The sequence below is a fragment of the Ottowia oryzae genome (assembly GCF_003008535.1).
GTDB lineage: Bacteria > Pseudomonadota > Gammaproteobacteria > Burkholderiales > Burkholderiaceae_C > Ottowia > Ottowia oryzae.
On sequence record NZ_CP027666.1, the window covers coordinates 2,722,138 to 2,742,872 of the forward strand.

General features: G+C 67.2%; 20 protein-coding genes. 7 read left to right on the top strand and 13 right to left on the bottom strand.

The window, feature by feature from the left end:
- Positions 1–41 precede the first annotated feature (41 nt).
- The 4 genes from rlmD to surE form a co-directional block, all read right to left on the bottom strand.
- Entirely contained in the window at positions 42–1,448 is a 1,407-nt protein-coding gene (gene rlmD / locus C6570_RS12405) for a 23S rRNA (uracil(1939)-C(5))-methyltransferase RlmD (RefSeq protein ID WP_425437929.1), read from the bottom strand.
- Between the two features lie 256 nt (positions 1,449–1,704).
- Positions 1,705–2,559, bottom strand: a complete 855-nt coding sequence (locus C6570_RS12410; RefSeq protein WP_106703492.1) for a peptidoglycan DD-metalloendopeptidase family protein — start codon at positions 2,557–2,559, stop codon at positions 1,705–1,707.
- Positions 2,560–2,583: 24 nt separating this feature from the next.
- Positions 2,584–3,399, bottom strand: coding sequence for a protein-L-isoaspartate(D-aspartate) O-methyltransferase (locus C6570_RS12415; RefSeq protein WP_106703493.1), 816 nt, complete (start codon positions 3,397–3,399; stop codon positions 2,584–2,586).
- On the bottom strand, positions 3,399–4,166 hold the full coding sequence (surE, locus tag C6570_RS12420) for a 5'/3'-nucleotidase SurE (protein WP_106703494.1): 768 nt from the start codon (positions 4,164–4,166) through the stop codon (positions 3,399–3,401). The genes C6570_RS12415 and surE overlap by 1 nt, the downstream gene beginning before the upstream one ends.
- A 165-nt stretch (positions 4,167–4,331) precedes the next feature.
- Between surE and C6570_RS12425 the strand changes: the two genes are divergently transcribed.
- Positions 4,332–5,309, top strand: a complete 978-nt coding sequence (locus C6570_RS12425) for an NADPH:quinone oxidoreductase family protein (protein ID WP_106703495.1) — start codon at positions 4,332–4,334, stop codon at positions 5,307–5,309.
- A gap of 329 nt (positions 5,310–5,638) precedes the next feature.
- On the top strand, positions 5,639–6,187 hold the full coding sequence (locus C6570_RS12430; RefSeq protein WP_211297596.1) for a DUF4124 domain-containing protein: 549 nt from the start codon (positions 5,639–5,641) through the stop codon (positions 6,185–6,187).
- 286 nt (positions 6,188–6,473) lie between these two features.
- Here the strand turns inward: C6570_RS12430 and C6570_RS12435 are convergent, their stop codons facing one another.
- The 5 genes from C6570_RS12435 to C6570_RS12455 all read right to left on the bottom strand — a co-directional run bounded on the left by C6570_RS12435 (position 6,474) and on the right by C6570_RS12455 (position 13,408).
- Entirely contained in the window at positions 6,474–7,235 is a 762-nt protein-coding gene (locus C6570_RS12435) for a polysaccharide deacetylase family protein (RefSeq protein WP_106704677.1), read from the bottom strand.
- A gap of 463 nt (positions 7,236–7,698) precedes the next feature.
- Positions 7,699–7,884: a hypothetical protein gene (locus C6570_RS12440; RefSeq protein ID WP_106703497.1), complete on the bottom strand. Its 186-nt coding sequence runs from the start codon at positions 7,882–7,884 to the stop codon at positions 7,699–7,701.
- A complete protein-coding gene (parC, locus tag C6570_RS12445; protein WP_106703498.1) occupies positions 7,884–10,292 on the bottom strand; it encodes a DNA topoisomerase IV subunit A in 2,409 nt (802 codons plus the stop codon). Before parC ends, C6570_RS12440 begins: the two co-directional genes overlap by 1 nt.
- A 24-nt stretch (positions 10,293–10,316) precedes the next feature.
- Positions 10,317–11,390, bottom strand: a complete 1,074-nt coding sequence (locus C6570_RS12450) for a lytic transglycosylase domain-containing protein (RefSeq protein WP_106703499.1) — start codon at positions 11,388–11,390, stop codon at positions 10,317–10,319.
- Between the two features lie 38 nt (positions 11,391–11,428).
- Positions 11,429–13,408, bottom strand: coding sequence for a DNA topoisomerase IV subunit B (locus tag C6570_RS12455; protein ID WP_106703500.1), 1,980 nt, complete (start codon positions 13,406–13,408; stop codon positions 11,429–11,431).
- 155 nt (positions 13,409–13,563) lie between these two features.
- On the opposite strand from C6570_RS12455, the gene C6570_RS12460 reads away from it, so the two are divergent.
- From C6570_RS12460 to C6570_RS12475, 4 genes are all read left to right on the top strand, one after another.
- Positions 13,564–14,151: a class I SAM-dependent methyltransferase gene (locus C6570_RS12460; protein WP_106703501.1), complete on the top strand. Its 588-nt coding sequence runs from the start codon at positions 13,564–13,566 to the stop codon at positions 14,149–14,151.
- Between the two features lie 92 nt (positions 14,152–14,243).
- Positions 14,244–15,128, top strand: coding sequence for a 4-hydroxy-tetrahydrodipicolinate synthase (dapA, locus tag C6570_RS12465; protein WP_106703502.1), 885 nt, complete (start codon positions 14,244–14,246; stop codon positions 15,126–15,128).
- A gap of 103 nt (positions 15,129–15,231) precedes the next feature.
- Positions 15,232–16,326 (top strand): outer membrane protein assembly factor BamC, encoded by a 1,095-nt coding sequence (bamC, locus tag C6570_RS12470; protein WP_106703503.1) that lies wholly within the window; start codon positions 15,232–15,234, stop codon positions 16,324–16,326.
- 19 nt (positions 16,327–16,345) lie between these two features.
- The gene (locus C6570_RS12475) at positions 16,346–17,125 is read left to right on the top strand and encodes an MBL fold metallo-hydrolase (RefSeq protein ID WP_106703504.1); all 780 of its coding nucleotides are present in this window, start codon (positions 16,346–16,348) and stop codon (positions 17,123–17,125) included.
- A gap of 244 nt (positions 17,126–17,369) precedes the next feature.
- On the opposite strand, the gene C6570_RS12480 is transcribed toward C6570_RS12475, so the two are convergent.
- The 3 genes from C6570_RS12480 to C6570_RS12490 all read right to left on the bottom strand — a co-directional run bounded on the left by C6570_RS12480 (position 17,370) and on the right by C6570_RS12490 (position 19,518).
- Positions 17,370–17,834 carry a hypothetical protein gene (locus C6570_RS12480; RefSeq protein ID WP_245896186.1) on the bottom strand — a complete coding sequence of 155 codons (465 nt, stop codon included), beginning with the start codon at positions 17,832–17,834 and terminating at the stop codon, positions 17,370–17,372.
- 72 nt (positions 17,835–17,906) lie between these two features.
- Positions 17,907–18,407, bottom strand: coding sequence for a hypothetical protein (locus C6570_RS12485; RefSeq protein WP_211297597.1), 501 nt, complete (start codon positions 18,405–18,407; stop codon positions 17,907–17,909).
- Entirely contained in the window at positions 18,397–19,518 is a 1,122-nt protein-coding gene (locus C6570_RS12490) for a cupin domain-containing protein (protein WP_106703506.1), read from the bottom strand. Before C6570_RS12490 ends, C6570_RS12485 begins: the two co-directional genes overlap by 11 nt.
- A gap of 56 nt (positions 19,519–19,574) precedes the next feature.
- On the opposite strand from C6570_RS12490, the gene C6570_RS12495 reads away from it, so the two are divergent.
- On the top strand, positions 19,575–20,099 hold the full coding sequence (locus C6570_RS12495) for an FKBP-type peptidyl-prolyl cis-trans isomerase (protein WP_106703507.1): 525 nt from the start codon (positions 19,575–19,577) through the stop codon (positions 20,097–20,099).
- An 80-nt stretch (positions 20,100–20,179) separates the two neighbouring features.
- Here the strand turns inward: C6570_RS12495 and C6570_RS12500 are convergent, their stop codons facing one another.
- Positions 20,180–20,677, bottom strand: a complete 498-nt coding sequence (locus C6570_RS12500; protein WP_106703508.1) for an outer membrane lipoprotein — start codon at positions 20,675–20,677, stop codon at positions 20,180–20,182.
- Positions 20,678–20,735: the final 58 nt, after the last annotated feature.

Sequence of the window (20,735 nt, forward strand, 5' to 3'; positions counted from 1 at the left end):
TTCGCGCGGTGCGGGGGGAGGCGATTGGGCAGCAGCCCAGCTCAGTCGCCCACGCGCTCAAACACCGCCATGCTTTCCACGTGGGCGGTGTGCGGGAACATGTTGACCGCGCCCGCCGCCGTGCAGCGGTAGCCCGCCTGGTGCACCAGCAAGCCCGCGTCGCGCGCCAGCGTGGCGGGGTTGCAGCTGACGTAGACGATGCGCTGGGGCGGCTGCCAGGCTTCGGCGCCGGGCGGCAGTGGCTCGGCGTCTTCGGCGCCAATGCGTGCCTGATGGATGGCGGCCAGTGCCTTGACGAGGGCGAAGGCACCTTCGCGTGGCGGGTCGACCAGCCAACGGTCCGCTGTGCCGTCGGCCACCAGTTGCGCGGCGGTCATGTCGAACAGGTTGCGCGCTACAAAGTCGGTAGCTGCCAGCGCTTGTCCAGCGGGCGCTGAAGCCTGATTTCGCTCAAAGTTCTGGCGTGCGCGGGCGACCAGCGCATCGCTGCCTTCCACGCCCAGCACCTGGCCGGCCTGGGTGGCGATGGGCAGGGTGAAGTTGCCGAGGCCACAGAACCAGTCGATCACGCGCTCGTGCTTTTGCGCCTGCAGCAGGCGCAGCGCGCGGGTGACCAGCACGCGGTTGATGTGCGGGTTGACCTGGGTGAAATCGGTCGGCTTGAAGGGCATGGTGATGCCGAATTCGGGCAGCGCGTAGGCCAGCTGCGCCCCGCCCTCGTCCAGCAGCCGCACCGTGTCCGGCCCCTTGGGCTGCAGCCACCATTGCACGCCGTGCGCGGCGCCAAAGTCGCGCAGCTTTTGCTGGTCGGCGTCGGACAGCGGCTCAAGATGCCGCAGCACCAGCGCGGTGACTTCGTCGCCGGCGGCCAGCTCGATTTGCGGGCAGGTTTCGCGCGCCTGCAGGCTTTCGATCAGCGCGCGCAGCGGCATCAAAAGCGCGCTGACCTTGGGCTGCAGCACGTCGCAGGTGCGCATGTCGGCCACGTAGCGGCTTTTGCGCTCGTGAAAGCCGATCAGCACCTCACCGCGCTTGACGACGTAGCGCACCGACAGGCGCGCGCGGTAGCGGTAGCCCCACGTGGGGCCCTGGATGGGGCGCAGCATCAGCTCGGGCTTGACCTTGCCCAGGTGCCACAGGTTGTCTTCCAGCACGCGCTGCTTGACGGCGACCTGCGCGCTGGCCTCCAGATGCTGCATCTTGCAGCCGCCACACGCGCCTTGGTGCAGCCCGAAATGCGGGCAGCGGGGCTGCACGCGCAGGCTGGATTCGCGGTGCAGCACGGTCAGCGTGGCCGCTTCCCACTGGTTCTTGCGCTTGGTGACCTGGGCGCTGACCCATTCGCCGGGCAGCGCGCCGTCGATGAAGACCACCTTGCCGTCCGCGCGGCGGGCGATGCCCTGGGCGTCCAGGTCGATCGAGTCGATGCGCAGCGCGTCTTCGGGCAGGCCTGCGGGCCGGGGGTAGGCGGCGGCCTGGGGCAGTACGCTGGCCTCGACCTCGGCCGGGTTGGCGTCGTCAGCCGGGCTTGGCGGTGGCGCTTCGTCGTGGGGTGTTTTATCGGTCAAATCGGCCTCTGGCGCTCTGTCTGCCTGCGCAGGCAGCTATCAAATTCATAGTTTTGAGGAAGCTCGCACCGCCCAATGACAACGGGCGCTGCTGACAGCGCCCGTCGGGGTGTTGGCGGCGGCGCGGGCCTGCCGCTCAGCGCGCGGGCAGGTAGCGCGCCGGGTCCACCGGCTTGCCAGAGCGGCGGATCTCGAAATGCAGCTTGACGCGGTCGGCGTCGGTCGAGCCCATTTCAGCGATCTTCTGGCCCTTCTTCACGCTTTGGTCTTCCTTGACCAGCAGCGTCTGGTTGTGCGCGTAGGCCGTGAGGAAGGTGTTGTTGTGCTTGAGGATGATCAGGTTGCCGTAGCCGCGCAGGCCCGCGCCGGCGTAGACCACCTTGCCATCGGCCGCGGCCACCACCGGGTCACCAGCCTTGCCGCCGATGCCCAGGCCCTTGTTCTTGGCCTCATCAAACCCGGCGATCAGCGGGCCGCTGGCCGGCCAGATGAAGTCCACGTCGTCCGCGCCCGCCGAAGGTGCTGCGGGGGTGGAAGGCGTGCTGGGCGGCACGCCCGGCGTGGTTTGCGTGGCCACGGGCACCGCAGGCTTGCTGGGCGCTGAGCTGGCCGAGCCCGCCGGCGCGCGCGTTTCGGTGACGGGGGCGCTGGCCACCGCGGTGCCCGTAGGGGGCACCACGCGCAGCACCTGGCCGACTTCGATCTGGTTGGGGTTGTCCAGATTGTTCCAGCGCACCACGTCACGCCAAGGCTGGTGCACCTCATTGGCGATCTTCATGATGGTGTCGCCCTGGCGCACCGTGTAATAGCCCGGCTTGCCCGTGTTTTCATAGCCGGGCAACGTGGCCGGGTCGACCCGGGGCGCGCTGCTGCTGCCCGCCGTGCGGTCTTCCACCGGGGCGCGGGTGGTGGATGTCATCGAGCACCCGGTCACCAACGCAGCCAGGGCCAATGTGAGGGAAATCCAAGTCTTGCGACCGGAGAACTGCATAGCAATACCTTCTCGTGAATGCCGTCAGGCAACTCCTGATTTTAAGGGCACGAAATTGACCGCCTCCAAAACCGTCTGCCGAATCCCCTGGCGGGATTTGTCAATGACGATCAGCGCCTGCTGCCCGGGCGCCGCGGCCACCGGCGCGACGATGCGCCCGCCGTAGGCCAGCTGGTCGATCCAGGCGTCAGGCACGGCTTCGCCGCCGGCCGCCGCGACGATGCCCGCATAGGGTGCGCCCTTGGCAAAACCGGCCATCCCGTCGCCCAGAATCAGGTGCACGTTAGCGATGCGCATCGGGCGCAGGTTGGCACGGGCTTTCTCGTGCAGGTCGCGCAGGCGTTCAATGCTGTACACCTCTTCGCAGATCTGCCCCATCACCACCGCCTGGTAGCCGCAGCCGGTGCCGATGTCCAGCACGCGGCCCAGCTTGCCGTTGTCGCCTCGCAGGCCGCCCTGCATCAGCAGCTCCAGCATGCGCGCCACCACGCTGGGTTTTGAAATCGTCTGGCCCAGGCCAATGGGCAGCGCCGTGTCTTCGTAGGCCTGCGGCACCAGTGCGCCGTCAACAAAGTGGTGCCGATCCACCGTGCCCATGGCGCGCAGCACCAGCGGGTCGCTGATGCCCTCGGCCATCAGCTGCTGCACCATGCGCGCGCGGGCCGGAATGCTGTCGCGCACCGTGGATGCGGCCGCTGGCACCACGGGCAGGCCGTCGCCAGTCACCGCAGCGCGCACCGGCGCGGGCCGAGGTGCAGCGGCGCGTGCGGGCGGCGTGGTCCCGCCACGGCCCAGGTCGATGCGGGCCGGAAAGCCCGGTCGTTGCGGCGGCGTGGCCATCAGCCCAAATCCCCTTGCAGCATCTGCTTCATCCCTTGCGACCAATAGGCCAGCGCGTCGTGGTCGGTCAGGTCCACCTTCAGCGGCGTCAGCGCGACATGGCCGGCGGCGGTGGCGTAAAAATCGGTACCCTCGGCCGCGTCGGCGGCAGCCCCTGCGCCGCCGATCCAGTACATCGTGTCGCCGCGCGGGCTGTCCATGGTGATGACGCGCTCGGCCGCATGGCGGCGCCCCAGGCGGCACACCTTGGGCGGCTTGAGCAGGTCCAGCGGCAAATTGGGAATGTTCACGTTCAGCAGCCACGGCTTGCCGCCCGAGTGCTGCGCGGCCACGCGCTGCACCAGGTCGGCGGCGGTGGAAGCAGCGGCGCCCAACTCGCCCCAGCCCTTTTCCACCTGCGAAAAGGCGATGGCCGGAATGCCAAACAGATAGCCTTCCATGGCCGCGCCCACGGTGCCGGAATAAATGGTGTCGTCGCCCATGTTGGCGCCGTTGTTGATGCCCGAGACGACCAGGTCGGGCCGGTAGTCCAGCAGCCCGGTCAGGGCGATGTGCACGCAGTCGGCAGGCGTGCCGTTGACGTAGCGAAAGCCGTTGGGCGCGGTGTGCACGTAGAGGGGCGAATGCAGCGTCAGCGCGTTGGACTTGGCGCTGTTGTTGTGCTCAGGCGCAACCACCTCCACATCAGCGATGGCGGCAAGTGCTTCGTACAGGGCCACGATGCCTGGGGCCTGGTAACCATCGTCGTTGCTGAGCAGAATCTTCATGGTGCGCGGAGAACTGCAACCGATTGTAGGCGCGTTGCCGCGATGGTCTTCGCACCCGGGCGCCGGGGTGCCCCAGGCCGTCACGACAGGGACACGCTTGCCGCCGGGGCCGAACCTATCATCCGCCCATCACCCTTTTGACATGACATTGAGGAGCGCCCGCCCATGCACGCCTGGCTTTGCGAAAACCCCATCGGCGTCGACGCCCTGACCTGGAAAGAGCTGCCCACGCCGCAGCCGGCCAAGGGCCAGGTGCTGATCCGCATCCAGGCGGCCAGCCTGAACTTTCCCGATCTGCTGATCGTGCAGAACAAGTACCAGATGAAGCCGGAGCTGCCCTTCGTGCCGGGCTCTGAGTACGCGGGCATCGTCGAGGCGGTGGGCGAAGGCGTTACGCACCTGAAGGTGGGCGACGCGGTGGCCTGCCTGTCGGGCACGGGCGGCTTTGCCACGCACACGCTGGCGCCCGCCAAGCTGTGCATGCCGTTGCCCAAGGGCTTTTCGCCGGTGGACGCGGCGGCCTTCATCATGATCTACGCCACCAGCCACCACGCGCTGATGGACCGTGGCCAGCTTCAGCCCGGCGAAACGGTGCTGGTGCTGGGCGCCGCAGGTGGCGTGGGCATGTCGGCCATCCAGATCGCCAAGCTGGCGGGCGCCAAGGTGATTGCCGCCGCATCCAGCGACGAAAAGCTGGCGTTCTGCAAGCAGCTGGGTGCCGACGAAACCATTAACTACAGCACCGAAGACCTGCGCGAGCGGCTGAAGGAGCTGACCGGCAGCCACGGCCCTGACGTCATCTACGACCCCGTGGGCGGCCCGTTCACCGAGCCGGCCTTCCGCTCGATCGCCTGGCGCGGGCGCCACCTGGTGGTGGGATTTGCCGCGGGCGACATCCCGGCCATCAAGATCAACCTGGCGCTGGTCAAGGGCGCCAGCATCGTCGGCGTGTTCTGGGGCGATTTCGCCCGGCGCGAGCCCGAGGCCAACGCCAAAATGATGCAGGAGCTGGCCACCTGGTACCTGAAGGGCAAGATCAAACCCGTGATCGACCGCGAAATGCCCATGAGTGAGCTGAAAGCCGCGTACGCCCGCATGGGTTCGCGCGAAGTGAAGGGCAAGCTGGTGCTGGTCAACGAGTGACTGTGTTGAAGCGCACGGCGATGCAGCGCCTTGCCTGAGCGGCCCGGGTGCGCCGCAGCGCGCGGCCACTCGATAGAACCTACCGGCTCGGAGCCGCACGCCGAGGTGATGGGCACCGCCCTCCGCCGCCCATCTGCAGCAAGCGCCCGCCCCTCAGACAAGCGCTTGGCAAGCCCTGCCCGCGCGGGCAAGATGCGGGCATGACCCGTATCCGCATTTTGTCCACGCACCCGATGTCTTTCTTGGGTGCAATGTCGCCCAACATGGCGCCGCCCCCGCCGGCAGCCCCTTCGCCTAAGCGCGCTGCATGGGCGCGCACAGTCGCTCGCATGAATCCTTGGCGCCTGGCGCGTTTGGCCGCCTTCACCGCGCTGGCGGCGGCGCCGGTGGCCTGGGCGCAAACTGCAGCGCCGACGCCTGCACCCACGGCGGCGCCCGCTTCCGCCGCCAGCGCCCCAGCCAAGCCACCCGCGCCGACGATCAAGCGCTGGGTGGACGAACGCGGCGTGGTGCATTTCAGCGACGCGCCGCCGCCATCCAGCGCGCGCGCCAACGTCACCGAAATCGCCAAGGTGCCGCCGCTCACGCCCGCCGAACAAGCCAAGGCGCGCGACTTGATGAGCCAGTACGAGCAGCAGTTGGCCAAGGTGCCGGGCGCGCCTGCCTCGTCTCCAGCCGCATCCGCGCCCCAGCCCCGCCGCCCCGTTGCGGCGGCGCCCAGTGGCAACCAGAGTTGCGCCGCGCAGTGGGACCGCTACGGCGCCGCCTACCGGTGCCTGGACGGCTTTCGCGCCGCCAAGGGCGTGGTGCGGCCCGAAGCATTCGCCGTCTGCCCGGTGGTGAAGGAACCGGATTGCCCTGCGCCTTCGGGCAGGTAAGGCAGCTGCGGCCAAGTGCTTGACGTCGCGGCTACGCGATTCGTGCCCCGGTGCGCGCAGGCCCCGGGAGCACTGCGGGCGCAGTGCAGGCGCCACGCTACTTCAAGGCGATGAGTTGCTGGGTTGATCGGCCTGCGTTCCCTGCTGCGCCTCACTAGCACCGAGGTCGAAGTGCCGGGTCTTTCACCTCACGCGTGACACCGCGCGCATCGGGGTTACTCTAATTTTCATAGCTGCCAGCGCAGGCTGGTAGAGCGCTAGAGGCCGATTGGGTTCGAAATCAAACTTAAGAACCCGCCGAGCCGTACACGGGGTGCTCTCTCAAGGTGCGAAAGCAAAAGCCCTGCGCTTGCAGGCCGGTGATGAGCGGCTCCAGCCCTACCGGCACCTGCGGCACTTCGCGCGACCACACGCCCAGGTGCGCCAAAAGCACGTCGCCGGGCCTCACGCGGGCCACGGTTTGCGCGACCTGCTTGTCGGTGGGCGACCGCGGGGCGTTTGCCCCTTCGGCCAGGAAAGCCACCGGCACCGTCGGCACATGCCGAAAGCCGCACGTCTTGGCCGCCGCCACCAGCGCGGGCGAGACGCGGTCGCCGGGCGCACGGAAGGCCGCCATCGCATTCACGCCGGTGATATGTGCCAGCCGGTCGGCCGTTACGTCGATGTTTTCGCAGTACTTGGCCGCGCTCCAGGTAAAGGTGCGCCCCGCGAAGGCGCCCAATTGCGGGCGCACCAGGAACCCCGGCGGCTTGCCGCGCACGTCGCCCAGCCAAAGCACCTCATCGCGCGTTTGCGACGCGAAGGCGTGCCCTTCATCGCCACGCGCCTTCCACCAGGGCGCCCAGGTGCTGTCCAGCGCATCGCCGCCCTGGGGCGTCGGGTCGGCCGACGCAAAGAACGTGGCGCGCACCTTGTGCCGCTTCAACACCACGGCCACCAACGGGGCCACCTCCATCGAGCCGGTGCGAAAACTCAGGTACACCGGCTTGTCGCAAGCAGGCGTTGGGGCGGCCGGCGCGGGCGCCGTTTGCGCCATGGCCGCGCCCATCAGCGACAGGGCGACGGCGGCGCTCAGTCGGCGCAGCAACGCCGCGCGGGCTGAAGGCAAGGTGGGTTGCGCGCTGGCCGGGCTGCTTGCAGGAAAGTCATCGCAGGCGTGGGGCGCGCCGGCCACCACGCCATCTGCAGCGCGGCGGGCTTGAAACGTTGAGGTCACGGGATTCACTTCAGATTCGATAGCTGCCAGCGACCGTGGTACGGGCGCCAGGAGGTTATTCGGCACCCGATCAGGGCGCGCACCCTCTGCCTTTGGGCGCGCCGATCATATGGGCAGGCGTATCAAATCGTCACAAAGCCGAGTGCTTCAAGACAACACGCGCGTGCAGTATTTCTCGATTCGGGGCTGATCGAACAATCAGCCGCCCAGCGGCAAGCCAAGCCATGGCGAGGCCTATCGCCATGCCCGTGCACGTGTCAGCGCGCGACTCAGCGCGGCTACCGCCTTACGGTGCTCACTTGCGCTCGCGCCGCTCCCGGGCGCGGCGCTGCTGGCGCGTTTCGCTGGCCAGCTTGGCGGCCTGCTGCTTTTGCTGCCGCTTGGCGCGCCAGCCGCGCGACAGGTAGCGGCCCAGCGCAAAACTGATGGCGGCGCCCACCAGCATCAGCAGCAGGCCGATGGGCGACAGCTGGCCGCCCATCACAGCACCCGCTGCACGTCGTTGGGCTTGAAGCCCAAGTCGGCCGCCTTGCCTTTGCGCCCCCGGGTGCTGCGGGCGTTGTTCAGGCTGTGGATTTCCAGCGTTTCATCGCGCGCCTTGCCGCCCCTGCCGATGCCGCTGATGCGCACGCTGCGCGTGTAGGCCGCGGCGCCCGCCAGCCGGTCTTTGTCGTCCAGGTCGATCAGCGTCAGGCCGCGCCCGCCTTTTTCCATCAGCTTGAGTTCGCCGATCTCGAAAGTGAGGATGCGCCCGCCGGTCGACGCGCAGGCCACATGCGTAGCCGCTACGGATTGCATAGCTGCCTGCGCAGACTGCTCGGGCGCTGGCGGGTTATTTCCCTTGGAATCCCACGCCGCCAGGGATGGCCTGCAGATCTGCTCGCCCTCGCCCACGGTGATGAACGCCTTGCCACCGCGCTGGCGGCTCAGCATGTGCTCCACGCGCGCCAGAAATCCGTAGCCGCCAGAGCCCGACAGCAGCAGCGTGGCGCCCTCCGGCCCCGCAAAGTAGTGCTGCGGGTGGCTGCCCGCTTCCAGCTCGATCAGCGTGGTGACGGGCTGGCCGTCGCCGCGCGCGCCTGGCAGGTTGGCCACCGGCACCGTGTACACGCGGCCGACGCCGTTCTGCGCTGTGCCGAAGACCAGCAGGTTGTCAACCGTGCGGCATTCAAACGTGCCGTACAGCCCGTCGCCCGCCTTGAAGGCGAAGGCCGCCGCGTCGTGCCCGTGGCCCTGGCGCGCGCGCACCCAGCCTTTTTCGCTGATGACGACGGTGACGGGCTCGTCCACCACCTTCACCTCGACCACGGCTTTTTTCTCGGCCTGGATCAGCGTGCGGCGCTCGTCGGCAAACTGCTTGGCGTCGCCCTCGATCTCCTTGACCATCAGGCGGCGCAGGCTGGCGGGGCTGTTCAGGATGTCTTCCAGGCTGCCCTGCTCTTTGCGCAGCTCGGCCAGCTCCTGCTCGATCTTGATGGCTTCCAGCCGGGCCAGCTGGCGCAGGCGGATGTCCAGGATGTCGTCGGCCTGCCGGTCGGTCAGCTTGAAGCGGGCGATCAGTGCGGCCTTGGGCTCGTCGCTTTCGCGGATGATGGCGATCACCTCGTCGATGTTCAGCAGCACCAGCTGCCGCCCTTCGAGGATGTGGATGCGGTCCAGCACCTTCTGCAGGCGGTGCTGGCTGCGGCGGGTGATGGTGGTCTGGCGGAAGGCGATCCACTCGGTCAGCAGATCGCGCAGCGACTTCTGCGTGGGCCGGCCGTCCAGGCCGACGCAGGTCAGGTTGATCGAGGCCGAGGTTTCCAGGCTGGTGTGCGCCAGCAGCGTGCGCGCCAGGTCGTCCTGGCTGACGGTGCGGCTCTTGGGCTCGAACACGATGCGCACGGCCGCATCCTTGCTGGATTCGTCACGCACCTCGTCCAGCACGGCCAGCACGGTGGCCTTGAGCTGGTTCTGGTCCTGCGTCAGCGCCTTCTTGCCGTTCTTGACCTTGGGGTTGGTGATTTCCTCGATCTCTTCCAGCACGCGCTGGGTGCTGACGCCGGGCGGCAGCTCGGTCACCACCAGTTGCCACTGGCCGCGCGCCAGGTCTTCGATCTTCCAGCGCGCACGCACTTTCAGGCTGCCGCGGCCGGTGCGGTAGGCGTCGTGGATGTCGGTGGCGGGGCTGATGATCTGGCCGCCGCCGGGGTAATCCGGCCCGGGCAGCAGGCCGAACAGCTCGTCGTCGCCCAGGTTGGCGTTCTTGACCAGGGCCACGCAGGCATCGGCGATCTCGCGCAGGTTGTGGCTGGGAATCTCGCACGCCATACCCACGGCAATGCCGCTGGCGCCGTTCAGCAGCACGAACGGCAGCCGCGCCGGCAGCTGGCGCGGCTCTTCCTGGCGGCCGTCGTAGTTGGGCACGAAGTCCACCGTGCCCTGCTCGATTTCCTCGAGCAGCAGGCGGGTGATCTTGGCCAGGCGCACCTCGGTGTAGCGCATGGCGGCGGCGCCATCGCCGTCGCGGCTGCCGAAGTTGCCCTGCCCGTCCACCAGCGGGTAGCGCAGGGAAAAATCCTGCGCCATGCGCACCAGCGCGTCGTACGCCGCTGTGTCACCGTGAGGGTGGAACTTGCCCAGCACGTCACCCACCACGCGGGCGCTTTTGACGGGCGAGGCCGCCGTGTTGCCGCCCGCGCCGCCGTAGCCCAGGCCCATCTGGTCCATGACGTACAGGATGCGGCGCTGCACCGGCTTTTGCCCATCGGCCACGTCGGGCAGCGCCCGCCCCTTGACCACAGACAAAGCGTATTCGAGGTAGGCGCGTTGCGCGTAGGTGGCCAAGGCCAGGTCGTCACCGGGCCCGTCGTTGGCCCCGGTCAGATCGAGGACCGTTTGATCGTTCATTCAGAGAACCACAAAGAAAAAAGACTATTCGCCCGGCGAAAGGCCCGCCGGCGGCGGTGTGTAAGCCAACGGTGCCCAGGGCGAGTCGCTGCTTGTCGCCGCAGCATCCGCGGGGCCAGACGGGCCAAGTACGGCCACTGGCGCAGCGCCAGCGGCGCGGGGCTTGGCGCCGCCGCCCGGCTCCAGCTCGACGCGCACGCGCCCACTGGCCTTGCCCAGGGCGCGGGCCACCGAAGCTACGCCGCCGGGGATGGCATTGGCCGCAGCATCGCCAGCGGCCACCCGCACGCCCTCCTGGGCGGGTTTGAAAACGCCGTACAAGCCCATGACCGTGCGCACGTAGCCCTGCGTTTCCTTGAAATTGGGAATCTTGTTGCCCGCGCGCTGCACAGCGCCTTCGCCCGCGTTGTAGGCGGCCACGGCCAGCGAGGTCTCGCCCTTGAACAGCTTGAGCAGGTACGACAGGTAGCGCGCCCCGGCGAAGATGTTGGTGCGCGGGTCGGTCAGCTTTTGCTCGACGGTTTGCGCGGCGATGGGGTGGCCCTTGCGGTCTTTGCGGCCGCCCTTGTCGGCCACCACGCCGTACTGCGTGGCCGTGGTGGGCAGCAGCTGCATGAGGCCCACGGCGCCCTTGGGCGACACCGCCGTCGGGTCAAAGCCCGATTCGGCGGCCACCACGGCCTTGAGCAGCTCGTAATCCACCGAATGCTGCTTGGCTGCCTCGCGCAGGTGCTTTTGCACGGCCTTGTAGCCGCGGGAATCGTCGATGGCCGCAAAGCGCTGCGGCATCTTGAAGGCCGGGTCGCCGCTGCCGGCCGACGCGCGCAAGCCCACGGCGCCGCCCCGCTGCGCCGCGCCGGGGTTGGCCAGCCGGGTCTCGGCCGTCAGGCTCAGCCGGGAGACGTCGGCGCCCTTGTAGTACAGCTGATAGCGCTCGTCGATCTGCTCGGCGGCGAAATGGGTCACGCCCTGTTCATCGACGTGGCTCCACAAATCGGCGCGGGCGGGCGCGTGGCCCAGCGCCAGCAGGCAGGCCAGCGCGGGCGCCAGCCAGGTGGGCGCCCGGCGCGCGCCAAAGCGCAACGGCGGCTTAGTCATAGGCAAGTTTGCGGTGTGCGGCTGGTGTGACCGGCCGCTCAGATATCGATTTCGACGGCATCGCCGTGCAGTTCCATGAGCTCGCGCCGCGCGGCGGCTTCACCCTTGCCCATGAGTTTGGTCATTTCGGCCGCGGTTTCAAGGAAGTCGAAGCGGCCGAGTTGCACCGGCATCAGGCGCCGGGTGTCGGGATTGAGCGTGGTTTCCCACAAATGTTCCGCGTTCATCTCGCCCAGCCCCTTGAACCGGCTGATGGCCCATTTTCCTTCAGGCACGCCGTCCTTGCGCAGCTTGTCGAGGATGGACGCCAGCTCGGCCTCGTCCAGCGCGTACATCTTGGCGGCGGGCTTTTTGCCACGCGCCGGCGCATCGACCCGAAACAGCGGCGGGCGCGCCACGAACACGTGCCCCGTCTCGATCAGCTTGGGGAAGTGACGGAAGAACAGCGTGAGCAGCAGCACCTGGATGTGCGAGCCGTCCACGTCCGCATCTGAAAGCACGCAGATCTTGCCGTAGCGCAGGCCGGACAAGTCCGGCGTATCGGCCGGGCCGTGCGGGTCAACGCCGATGGCCACCGAAATATCGTGGATCTCGGTGTTCTTGAACAGCAGATCGCGGTCCACCTCCCAGGTGTTCAGCACTTTGCCGCGCAGGGGCAACACGGCTTGCGTCTCTTTGTCGCGGCCCATCTTGGCGCTGCCGCCGGCGGAATCGCCCTCAACCAAAAAGACCTCGTTGTGCGCGATGTCGCGGCTTTCGCAGTCGGTCAGCTTGCCCGGCAACACGGCCACGCCGCTGCCCTTGCGCTTTTCCACCTTCTGGCCGGCGCGCTGGCGGGTCTGCGCCGCCTTGATGGCCAGCTCGGCCAGGCGCTTGCCGTAGTCCACGTGCTCGTTGAGCCACAGCTCCAGCGCGGGGCGCACATAGCCCGACACTAGGCGCACCGCGTCGCGCGAATTCAGCCGCTCTTTGATCTGGCCCTGGAACTGCGGATCGAGCACCTTGGCGCTCAGCACATAGCTGGCGCGCGCAAACACGTCTTCCGGCATCAGTTTGACGCCCTTGGGCAGCAGCGCGTGCAGCTCGATGAAGCTCTTGACGGCCTGGAACAGCCCTTCGCGCAAACCGCTGTCGTGCGTGCCGCCCGCGCTGGTGGGAATCAGGTTGACGTAGCTTTCGCGCACGGGGTGGCCGTCTTCTGTGAAGGCCACGGCCCACTGGGCGCCCTCGCCTTCGGCAAAGCTGTCGGCGTCTTTGCCGGCGTAGCCCTCGCCTTCGAAGATCGGGATCACCGCGTCGGCGGTCAGCGTTTGCTCCAGGTAGTCGCGCAGGCCGCCCTTGTATTGCCAGCTTTGCGTTTCCTTTTTCTTCTCGTCCACCAGCTGCACGGTGACGCCCGGCATCAGCACCGCCTTGCTGCGCAGCAGGTGCACCAGCTCGCCCAGTGGCAGTGCGGCCGATTCGAAGTACTTGGCATCGGGCCACACGCGCACGGTGGTGCCCTGCTTGCGGTCGCCATCGCCCTGCGGGCGCAGCGCCAGCTTGTCGACGACGTCGCCGCCCGAAAACGCCATGGCCGCCACCTGGCCTTCGCGGTGGCTGGTGACTTCCAGGCGCTTGGCCAATGCGTTGGTCACACTGACCCCCACGCCGTGCAGGCCGCCCGAGAAGCTGTAGGCGCCGCCCGATCCCTTGTCGAACTTGCCGCCCGCGTGCAGGCGGGTGTAGACCAGTTCCAGCACCGGCGCCTTTTCTTCGGGGTGCATGCCGAAGGGAATGCCGCGCCCATCGTCTTCCACGCTGACCGAGCCATCGGCGTGCAGCGTGACTTTGAATTTCTTGCCGAAGCCCGCCAGCGCCTCGTCCGCGGCGTTGTCGATCACTTCTTGGATGACGTGCAGCGGGTTGTCGGTGCGGGTGTACATACCCGGGCGCTGCTTGACGGGCTCCAGCCCTTTGAGAACGCGGATCGAACCCTCGGAATAGCCCGAAGCCGGGGTCGTAGTCGATTTGGCCATAACCTCGCATTCTACTCAGCGCGCCGTGGTACGCTGTATGCAAATACAGTCCGTCATCTGGTTGGCGCTTAAAGTTTCATGAACAAAACCAGCGACTGGCGCCCGCTGCACCTGCGCCACCAGCTATATTTTTGATAGTCCACCACTGCCCTGCCATGCCGGATGTTCACCCTCACAACAGCGCACCGCCCTCACCCTGGGTGCGCCGCTTCGCTCCGCTGATCGCGCCACGCGCCAGCGTGCTGGATCTGGCCTGCGGCCAAGGGCGGCACATGCGCTGGCTGGCCGAGCAGGGTTTTCGCATGACCGGCGTGGATCGCGACCCTGCCGCCATCGCCGTGGTGCAGAACGTGGGCGAAGCCGTGCTGGCCGACATCGAAGCGGGCAGCTGGCCCCTGCCCGGGCGGCGCTTTGGCGGTGTGGTGGTCACCAACTACCTGTGGCGCCCGCTGATGCCGCAGGTGCTCGCCAGCGTGGCCGAGGGCGGCGTGCTGATCTACGAAACCTTCGCCGCTGGCAACCAGACCGTGGGTAAGCCTTCGCGCCCCGACTTCCTGCTGCAGCCGGGCGAATTGCTGCACTGGTGCAGCGGCCCCGACTGGCGCGTGGTGGCCTACGAAGACGGTTTTCTGGCCGGCCCCGACCGCTTCGTGCAGCGCATCGCGGCCGTGCGCCGCGCACCGGCGCCATCCGGCCCACCGGGTGCACCAGAGCCGGTGGTCGAGCGTTATCCACTGAACTGAGGCTTAAAGCCCAGTCCTCGCGCCCGCTGTCGTGCCCTGCCCACGCGGGCGCACACTAAAATGCGTGTTTTCCGCTGAATTTCACGGTAGCTATGAAATCCCTAACTGGCAGCATCGTTGCGCTGGTCACCCCCATGTTCGAAGACGGCAGCGTGGACTACCCCACGCTGCGAAAGCTGATCGACTGGCATGTTGCCGAAGGCACGGACTGCGTCAGCGTGGTCGGCACCACGGGCGAATCGCCCACGGTGAACGTGCAGGAGCACCAGGAGATCATCCGCGTCGCGGTCGAGCAGGCCAAGGGCCGCGTGCCCATCCTGGCCGGTTGCGGCGCCAACTCTACCGCCGAGGCGATCGAGCTGGCGCGCTTTGCCAAGCAGGTGGGCGCCGATTGCCAGCTGCAGGTGGTGCCCTACTACAACAAGCCCACGCAAGAGGGCCAGTACCAGCACTTCAAGGCCATCGCCGAAGCCGTGGGCGACCTGCCCATGGTGCTGTACAACGTGCCGGGCCGCACCGTGGCCGATATGCTGCCCGAGACCGTGCTGCGGCTGGCGCAGGTGCCCGGCATCTTCGGCGTGAAGGAAGCCACCGGCAACATCGAGCGCGCGCAGTGGCTCATCCGCGAGACGCCGAAAGACTTTGCCGTGTATTCCGGTGACGACCCCACCGCCGTGGCGCTGATGCTCTGCGGCGGCCAGGGCAACATCAGCGTCACCGGCAACGTGGCGCCGCGCCTGATGCACGAGCTGTGCGTGGCCGCCATCGCAGGCGACCGCCAGAAGGCCATGGAAATCCAGTTCAAGCTGATGCCGGTGCACAAACAGCTGTTCGTGGAGGCCAACCCCATCCCCGTCAAATGGGCCATGGCGCGCATGGGCCTTTGCGGCCCGACGATGCGACTGCCCATGACACCGCTGGCCAAGGCCAACGAGGCCGTGGTCGAGCAGGCCTTGCAAAACGCCGGTTTACTCTGATATTGATAGCTGACAGCGCAGGTGCCACCTGCGCCAGAACCCGATTTCCCTTCAAAGGATCGCACACGTGAAAGTCGCTGATAGCCGTTTTCCTCTGGCCCTGATGGGCGCCGCGGCCGTGATGGCCCTCAGCGCCTGCTCGGTGCTGGAGCCCGACAAGATCGACTACAAAACCGCGGGCCGCGGCGTGTCGCTGGAAGTGCCCCCCGATCTGACCCAGCTTCCCGGCCAGTCGCGCTACAGCGTCTCCGGCGGCGCAGTGACCGCCAGTGGCTACCAGGCAGGCCAGGCCGCCACGCAATCCACCGGCACCCAGGCAGCGGCCAACACCATTGCCGACGTGCAGTACAAGCGCGACGGCACTGAGCGCTGGCTGCACGTCAGCCGTTCGCCCGACAAGCTGTGGAGCCCCGTGCGCGACTTCTGGCTGGAAAACGGCTTCCTGCTCGCCACCGACCAGGCCAACACCGGCATCATGGAAACCGACTGGGCCGAAAACCGCGCCAAGATTCCGCAGGATTTCATCCGCAACACGGTCGGCAAAGTGTTCGACTCGCTCTACTCCACCGGCGAGCGCGACCGCTTCCGCACGCGCCTGGAGCGCACCGCCGACGGCGGCACCGACATCTACGTCACGCACCGTGGCATGGAAGAGGTGTTCAGCTCGGCCGCCAAAGACAGCACCATCTGGCAACCGCGCCCGCGCGATCCCGAGCTGGAAGCCGAATTCCTGCGCCGCCTCATGGTGCGCCTGGGCGTTTCGCAAGAGCAGTCCAAGGCCATGATCGCCAGCGGCGGCAGCGCCGCCACCAGCACCACGGCCGCAGCGCCCAAGACGGCGGCCCTGGCCACCGTCGGCGGCCAGCCCGCCGTGCAGGTCAACGAAGACTTTGACCGCGCTTGGCGCCGCGTGGGCCTGGCACTGGATCGCACCGGCTTCACCGTGGAAGACCGCGACCGCAGCCAGGGCACGTACTTCGTGCGCTACGTCGAACCCAACGTCGAGAAGAAAGAGCCCGGCTTCTTCGGCAAGCTCTTCGGCAGCGCCAGCAAGCAGCTGCCCACGACGAAGTACCGGGTGGTGGTGCGCGGCAGCGGTACGGCCAGCGTCGTCTCGCTGCAAGACGGCAATGGCGGCCCTGCCCCGCTGGCCGACTCGCAGCGCATCATGCGCGTGCTGGCGGACGAACTGAAGTAAACGCGGCGCGGCCCCTGCGGTGCTGCGCTTTCGCAGTCTGGCCAGCGGCAGCGCTGGCAACGCCACGCTGGTCGAGGCCACCGAGGGAATGCAACGCACCCGGGTGCTGATCGATTGCGGCCTGGGCTGGCGGCAGCTACAGGCTGCGCTGGCGCGCTGCGACCTGAGCGCCGACGACGTCGACGCCGTCTTCATCACCCACGAGCATGGCGACCACGTTGGCAGCGCGCCGCTGCTGGCGCAGCGTCACCGCGCAGCGCTGTGGACCAGCGCGGGCACCGCGCAAGCCCTGCGCGACGCGGGCTACGAAGGGCCCGCGAACATCGCGCGGGACGGGCAGATGCTGGCGATCGGCGCGCTGCAGATCCGCCCCTTCACCGTGCCGCATGATGCGCGCGAGCCACTGCAGCTTCGCTGCACGGATGGCGCGCGCGACCTGGGCATCCTGACGGATCTGGGGCACGTCACACCCTATGTGCTGCGGCAGCTGGCGCGCTGCCATGCACTCATGCTGGAAGCCAATCACGACCCGGCCATGCTGGCCGCATCGCGCTACCCGCCGTTTCTGAAGCGGCGCGTGGGCGGCGAACACGGCCACCTGAGCAACGATCAGGCCGCTGCCGCGTTGGCGTACCTGAACCACGACGCACTCACGACCCTGGTGGCTGCCCATCTCAGCGAACGCAACAACTTGCCCATGCTGGCCCGATCGGCGTTGGCCAGCGCGCTCAATTGCGCGCCCAAAGACGTGCTGGTGGCCGAGCGGCACGGCATGGCCGAGGGTTGGCTGACGGTTTGACGGCGGCCGATGCGGCGGTCTTTTTGAGCGCACTCAGCCGGTCACCTGCTCGCGCCAGACACGAAACCATCGCCCTGCTTCGCCCAAGCTCCGCGGGGGCGACTGCGACTGGGACTGCGACCAATCCGCCAGGCGTTGGCGCAAAAACGCCCGGCAACAAAAAAGCCACCCGAAGGTGGCTTTTCTCAGTGAAGCATGCGGCCCGCGCCCGACGGTCACCCGTCGCTGAACAGGCCGAACCTGCTTACTTGGAGGCAGCGCTGGCAGCAGCGTGGGCTGCATCGGCAGCGGCGCTGGCGGCAGCGCTCGTAGCGGCAGCAGCAGCGGCGCCAGCGGCGTCGGCAGCGTTGCCAACGGCGGTACCAGCAGCAGAAGCGGCGGTGTCAGCAGCGGCAGCAGCGGACGTAGCAGCCGAATTGGCAGCGCTGGCAGCAGCGTCAGCGGCGCTGGCAGCAGAATCGGCAGCCGATGCAACGGCAGCAGGCGCTTCAGCGGCAGGAGCAGGTGCTGCCTCTTCTTTTTTGCCGCAAGCGGCCAGAGCAGCAGCGGCGATCAGGGCGGCCAGAACGAGCGATTTATTCATTTCAAAAGTCCTCAAAAAAATCGGAATAGTTATCCAGAAGGTTTCAGGACGCTGAAATAAGCAGAAAACTGGGGCGCCCCGACCGATCAAAAAGCGAGAAACGAGCCTGCGCCGACTCTCGCTCAACCTGCGATTATAGCGACCGGCGCTGCAATTGCTACAAACCCTGATGCACCCGCGCCACGGATAAACAAAGTCTCACAAACCCAGCGTCGTGGCGGGAAAGCCACTGGCGCTGCGCCTTACCCATTCATCAATCGACTCGCGCAACACCACACGGCGTTCGGGCTCGGGGCCGCTGATGCCCCCGCTGCGCACCAGATCCATGCGCTGAACGATCCAATTGGTCGACCAGAGTGCGCTGGGCAAATCCTGCGGATCCGCCTGCGTCACCTGCCTGCACTCGATCTTGTGCGACCAGAAGCGGCGCCATTCGGTGAACAGCGGTTGCGTACGCACCACCAAGTCGTAACGCTTGCCCAGCATCAGCAGGCGGCTGTCGCCGCGCACCCAGGCGCCCAGCGCTTCAACGACCGGGCGCTCGTTCAGCGGCCAGTCCTGGAAATCGACGTCACTGAAAACCATCTCGCGCCAGCGCTGCTCAGCAGCCGCGAAGATGGCTTGGCGGATCGACTCGCGAAACGCCTCGCGGCCGGCAAAACGGCCAGGCGGCGCGGATTCGGGCACGTCATTCTGCACGGTGCACCCAACCTGCTTCTATCCATTGGGCCAGCAACTCCTGGGCGGCATGGCTGAGTTTTTGCACTGCACGCTGATCCAGGGCCCGCTGGTCGGCCAGCAGACGCATTGCCTGCGCGTCTCGCCCTGACGCAGCGAAACCCTCGCCATTGATGAAGACATGGTGCTCGTCGTACATCATGCGCGTGCGGCGGTCGAGGCTGACGCCCGTGTTGGCGTGAACGCCCTGCGCTGCGGGCTCAAACCACACGTCGGGCTTGGGCTCGGTCAGCCATTCGCCCATCAGCATGGCCAAGAGGTCAGGATCTTGCAGCGCGCGTGACAGCGCATCTCGCGCGAAATCGCGCATCGCGGCGGGCACCTCGGCAGGATTGGTCGTCGCCGCTTGACCAGGGTCGCGGTACGGCGCATCGCCCACCATATCCGTGGCCTCTTCGGCCAGACGCTCCAGAAGCTCTCGCGCCACTTCGCCCCGCGAAGGCTGGCGAAAACCGACCGAGTACGTCATGCACTCGCCCACGGCCACCCCGTCGTGCGCCCAGCGCGGCGGCAGATACAGCATGTCGCCAGGATCGAGCACGTACTCTTCCTGCGGCGTGAAGTTGGAAAGGATCTTGAGCGGCAGCCCTTCCACCAGGCTCAGATCTTTCTGCTGCCCGATACGCCAGCGACGTTGCCCATGAACCTGGATGAGAAACACGTCGTAGCTGTCGAAATGCGGACCGACCCCTCCGCCGGGGCTGGCGTAACTGATCATGACGTCGTCCAGCCGCGCGTCGGGCACGAAGCGAAACTGCTGCAGCAAGGCGTGAACGCGCTCGTCATGCAGATCCACGCCTTGCACCAACAGCGTCCAGTCGGGTTGCGTCAGCGGGGGCAGCGCGCGTCTTGTCAGCGGGCCTTTGCGGAAAGTCCATTCATCGGTGCGCGCAATCAGGCGCGATTCCACGCCATCCTGCGACGCCAGCGCAAAAAGCTCGGACCGCGACAGCAGCGGCTTGAGGCCAGGAATCGCCTGCCGAACCAGCAGCGGCTTCTTCTGCCAGTGGCGCTTCATGAACTGGGCCGCAGTCAGGCCGCCCAGCAAGGTCAGAGGTTGGTTCACATCCATAGCCGAAAGCATACGCAAGTCGCGCGCGCGTTTTTCTGCGATGCGACAATGGCGCGATGGAAATTCACACCCCTTGCGTGGTCGCGCTGACCTGGAAGCTCAAAGACAGCCTGGGCGAAACTCTCGATGAACTGGACGAGCCGGTCGAGTTTCTGGTGGGCGGTGGCGACCTGCTGCCCGCGATCGACCGCGCCCTGCAAGGCCACGAGCCGGGCGCTGAAATGCACCTCAACCTCGAGCCGGAAGACGCTTTCGGCGACTACGACGAAACGCTCGTTTACCTGGCGCCGCGCTCCACACTGCCCGAATCCGTGGAAGAAGGCATGCTGGTCGAAGCCAGCGCTCTGCCCAAGGAGACGGTGGAAGGCGCTGCGGCCGACGCGCTGCTGACCATCACTGAGCTGTACCCCGAGCACGCTGTGCTGGACGGCAACCACCCACTGGCAGGCATTGCGTTGCGGCTGGACTTGAAGGTGGTGGCCGTGCGCGAAGCGACCGAGGAAGAAGTCGAAAGCGGAACGGTAGGCTCAGGCTTTTTCCGCCTTCAGCCTATGGCGCCAGGCAACGACCAGTTGCACTGACGGCAACCCGATCAGCAGCAAAAAGGGCACCTTCAAGGTGCCCTTTTTGCTGCAAGCCCGCGCCAGCGCGGGCCAGCGCATCAACGGAACAACTGGTTGCCGTCGGCGCGGACACGCTCGCCAATGCGCACGTCGGGCGCTTGGCCGTAATCAAACGTGCGCACGCCACCGTTGTCCATTTGCACAGTCACGCGGTAGAAGTCTTGGCCGCCGCGGTTTGTATTCTGTTCGATGGCGCGCCCAATCAGCGCACCGCCCACCACGCCCAGCACCGTGGCTGCCGTACGGCCGGAGCCACCACCGATCTGGTGACCGGCCAAGCCGCCCACCGCACCACCGACCACGGCACCCGCAACGCCTTGCGATTGCCCGCCGCGCAGGTATTCCACGTTGGTCACGCGACCAAACTGCGCGTAATTGCCCTGCCCTTGCTGCGGATAGCCGCCCGACGGGTAACCGCCCTGTGGATAGCCGCCGCCCTGCGGGTAAACCGGCTGAGGCGATGTGGAGCACGCTGCCATCGCTACGGCGGCGCCCACGGCACCGATGGATGAAAGCAAGCGGGTTGGGATAGGCATAAGAATTTCTCCGAAGTGTTCTAAAGGAAACCGGTCAGGCCAGAACTTGGTGGCTCGG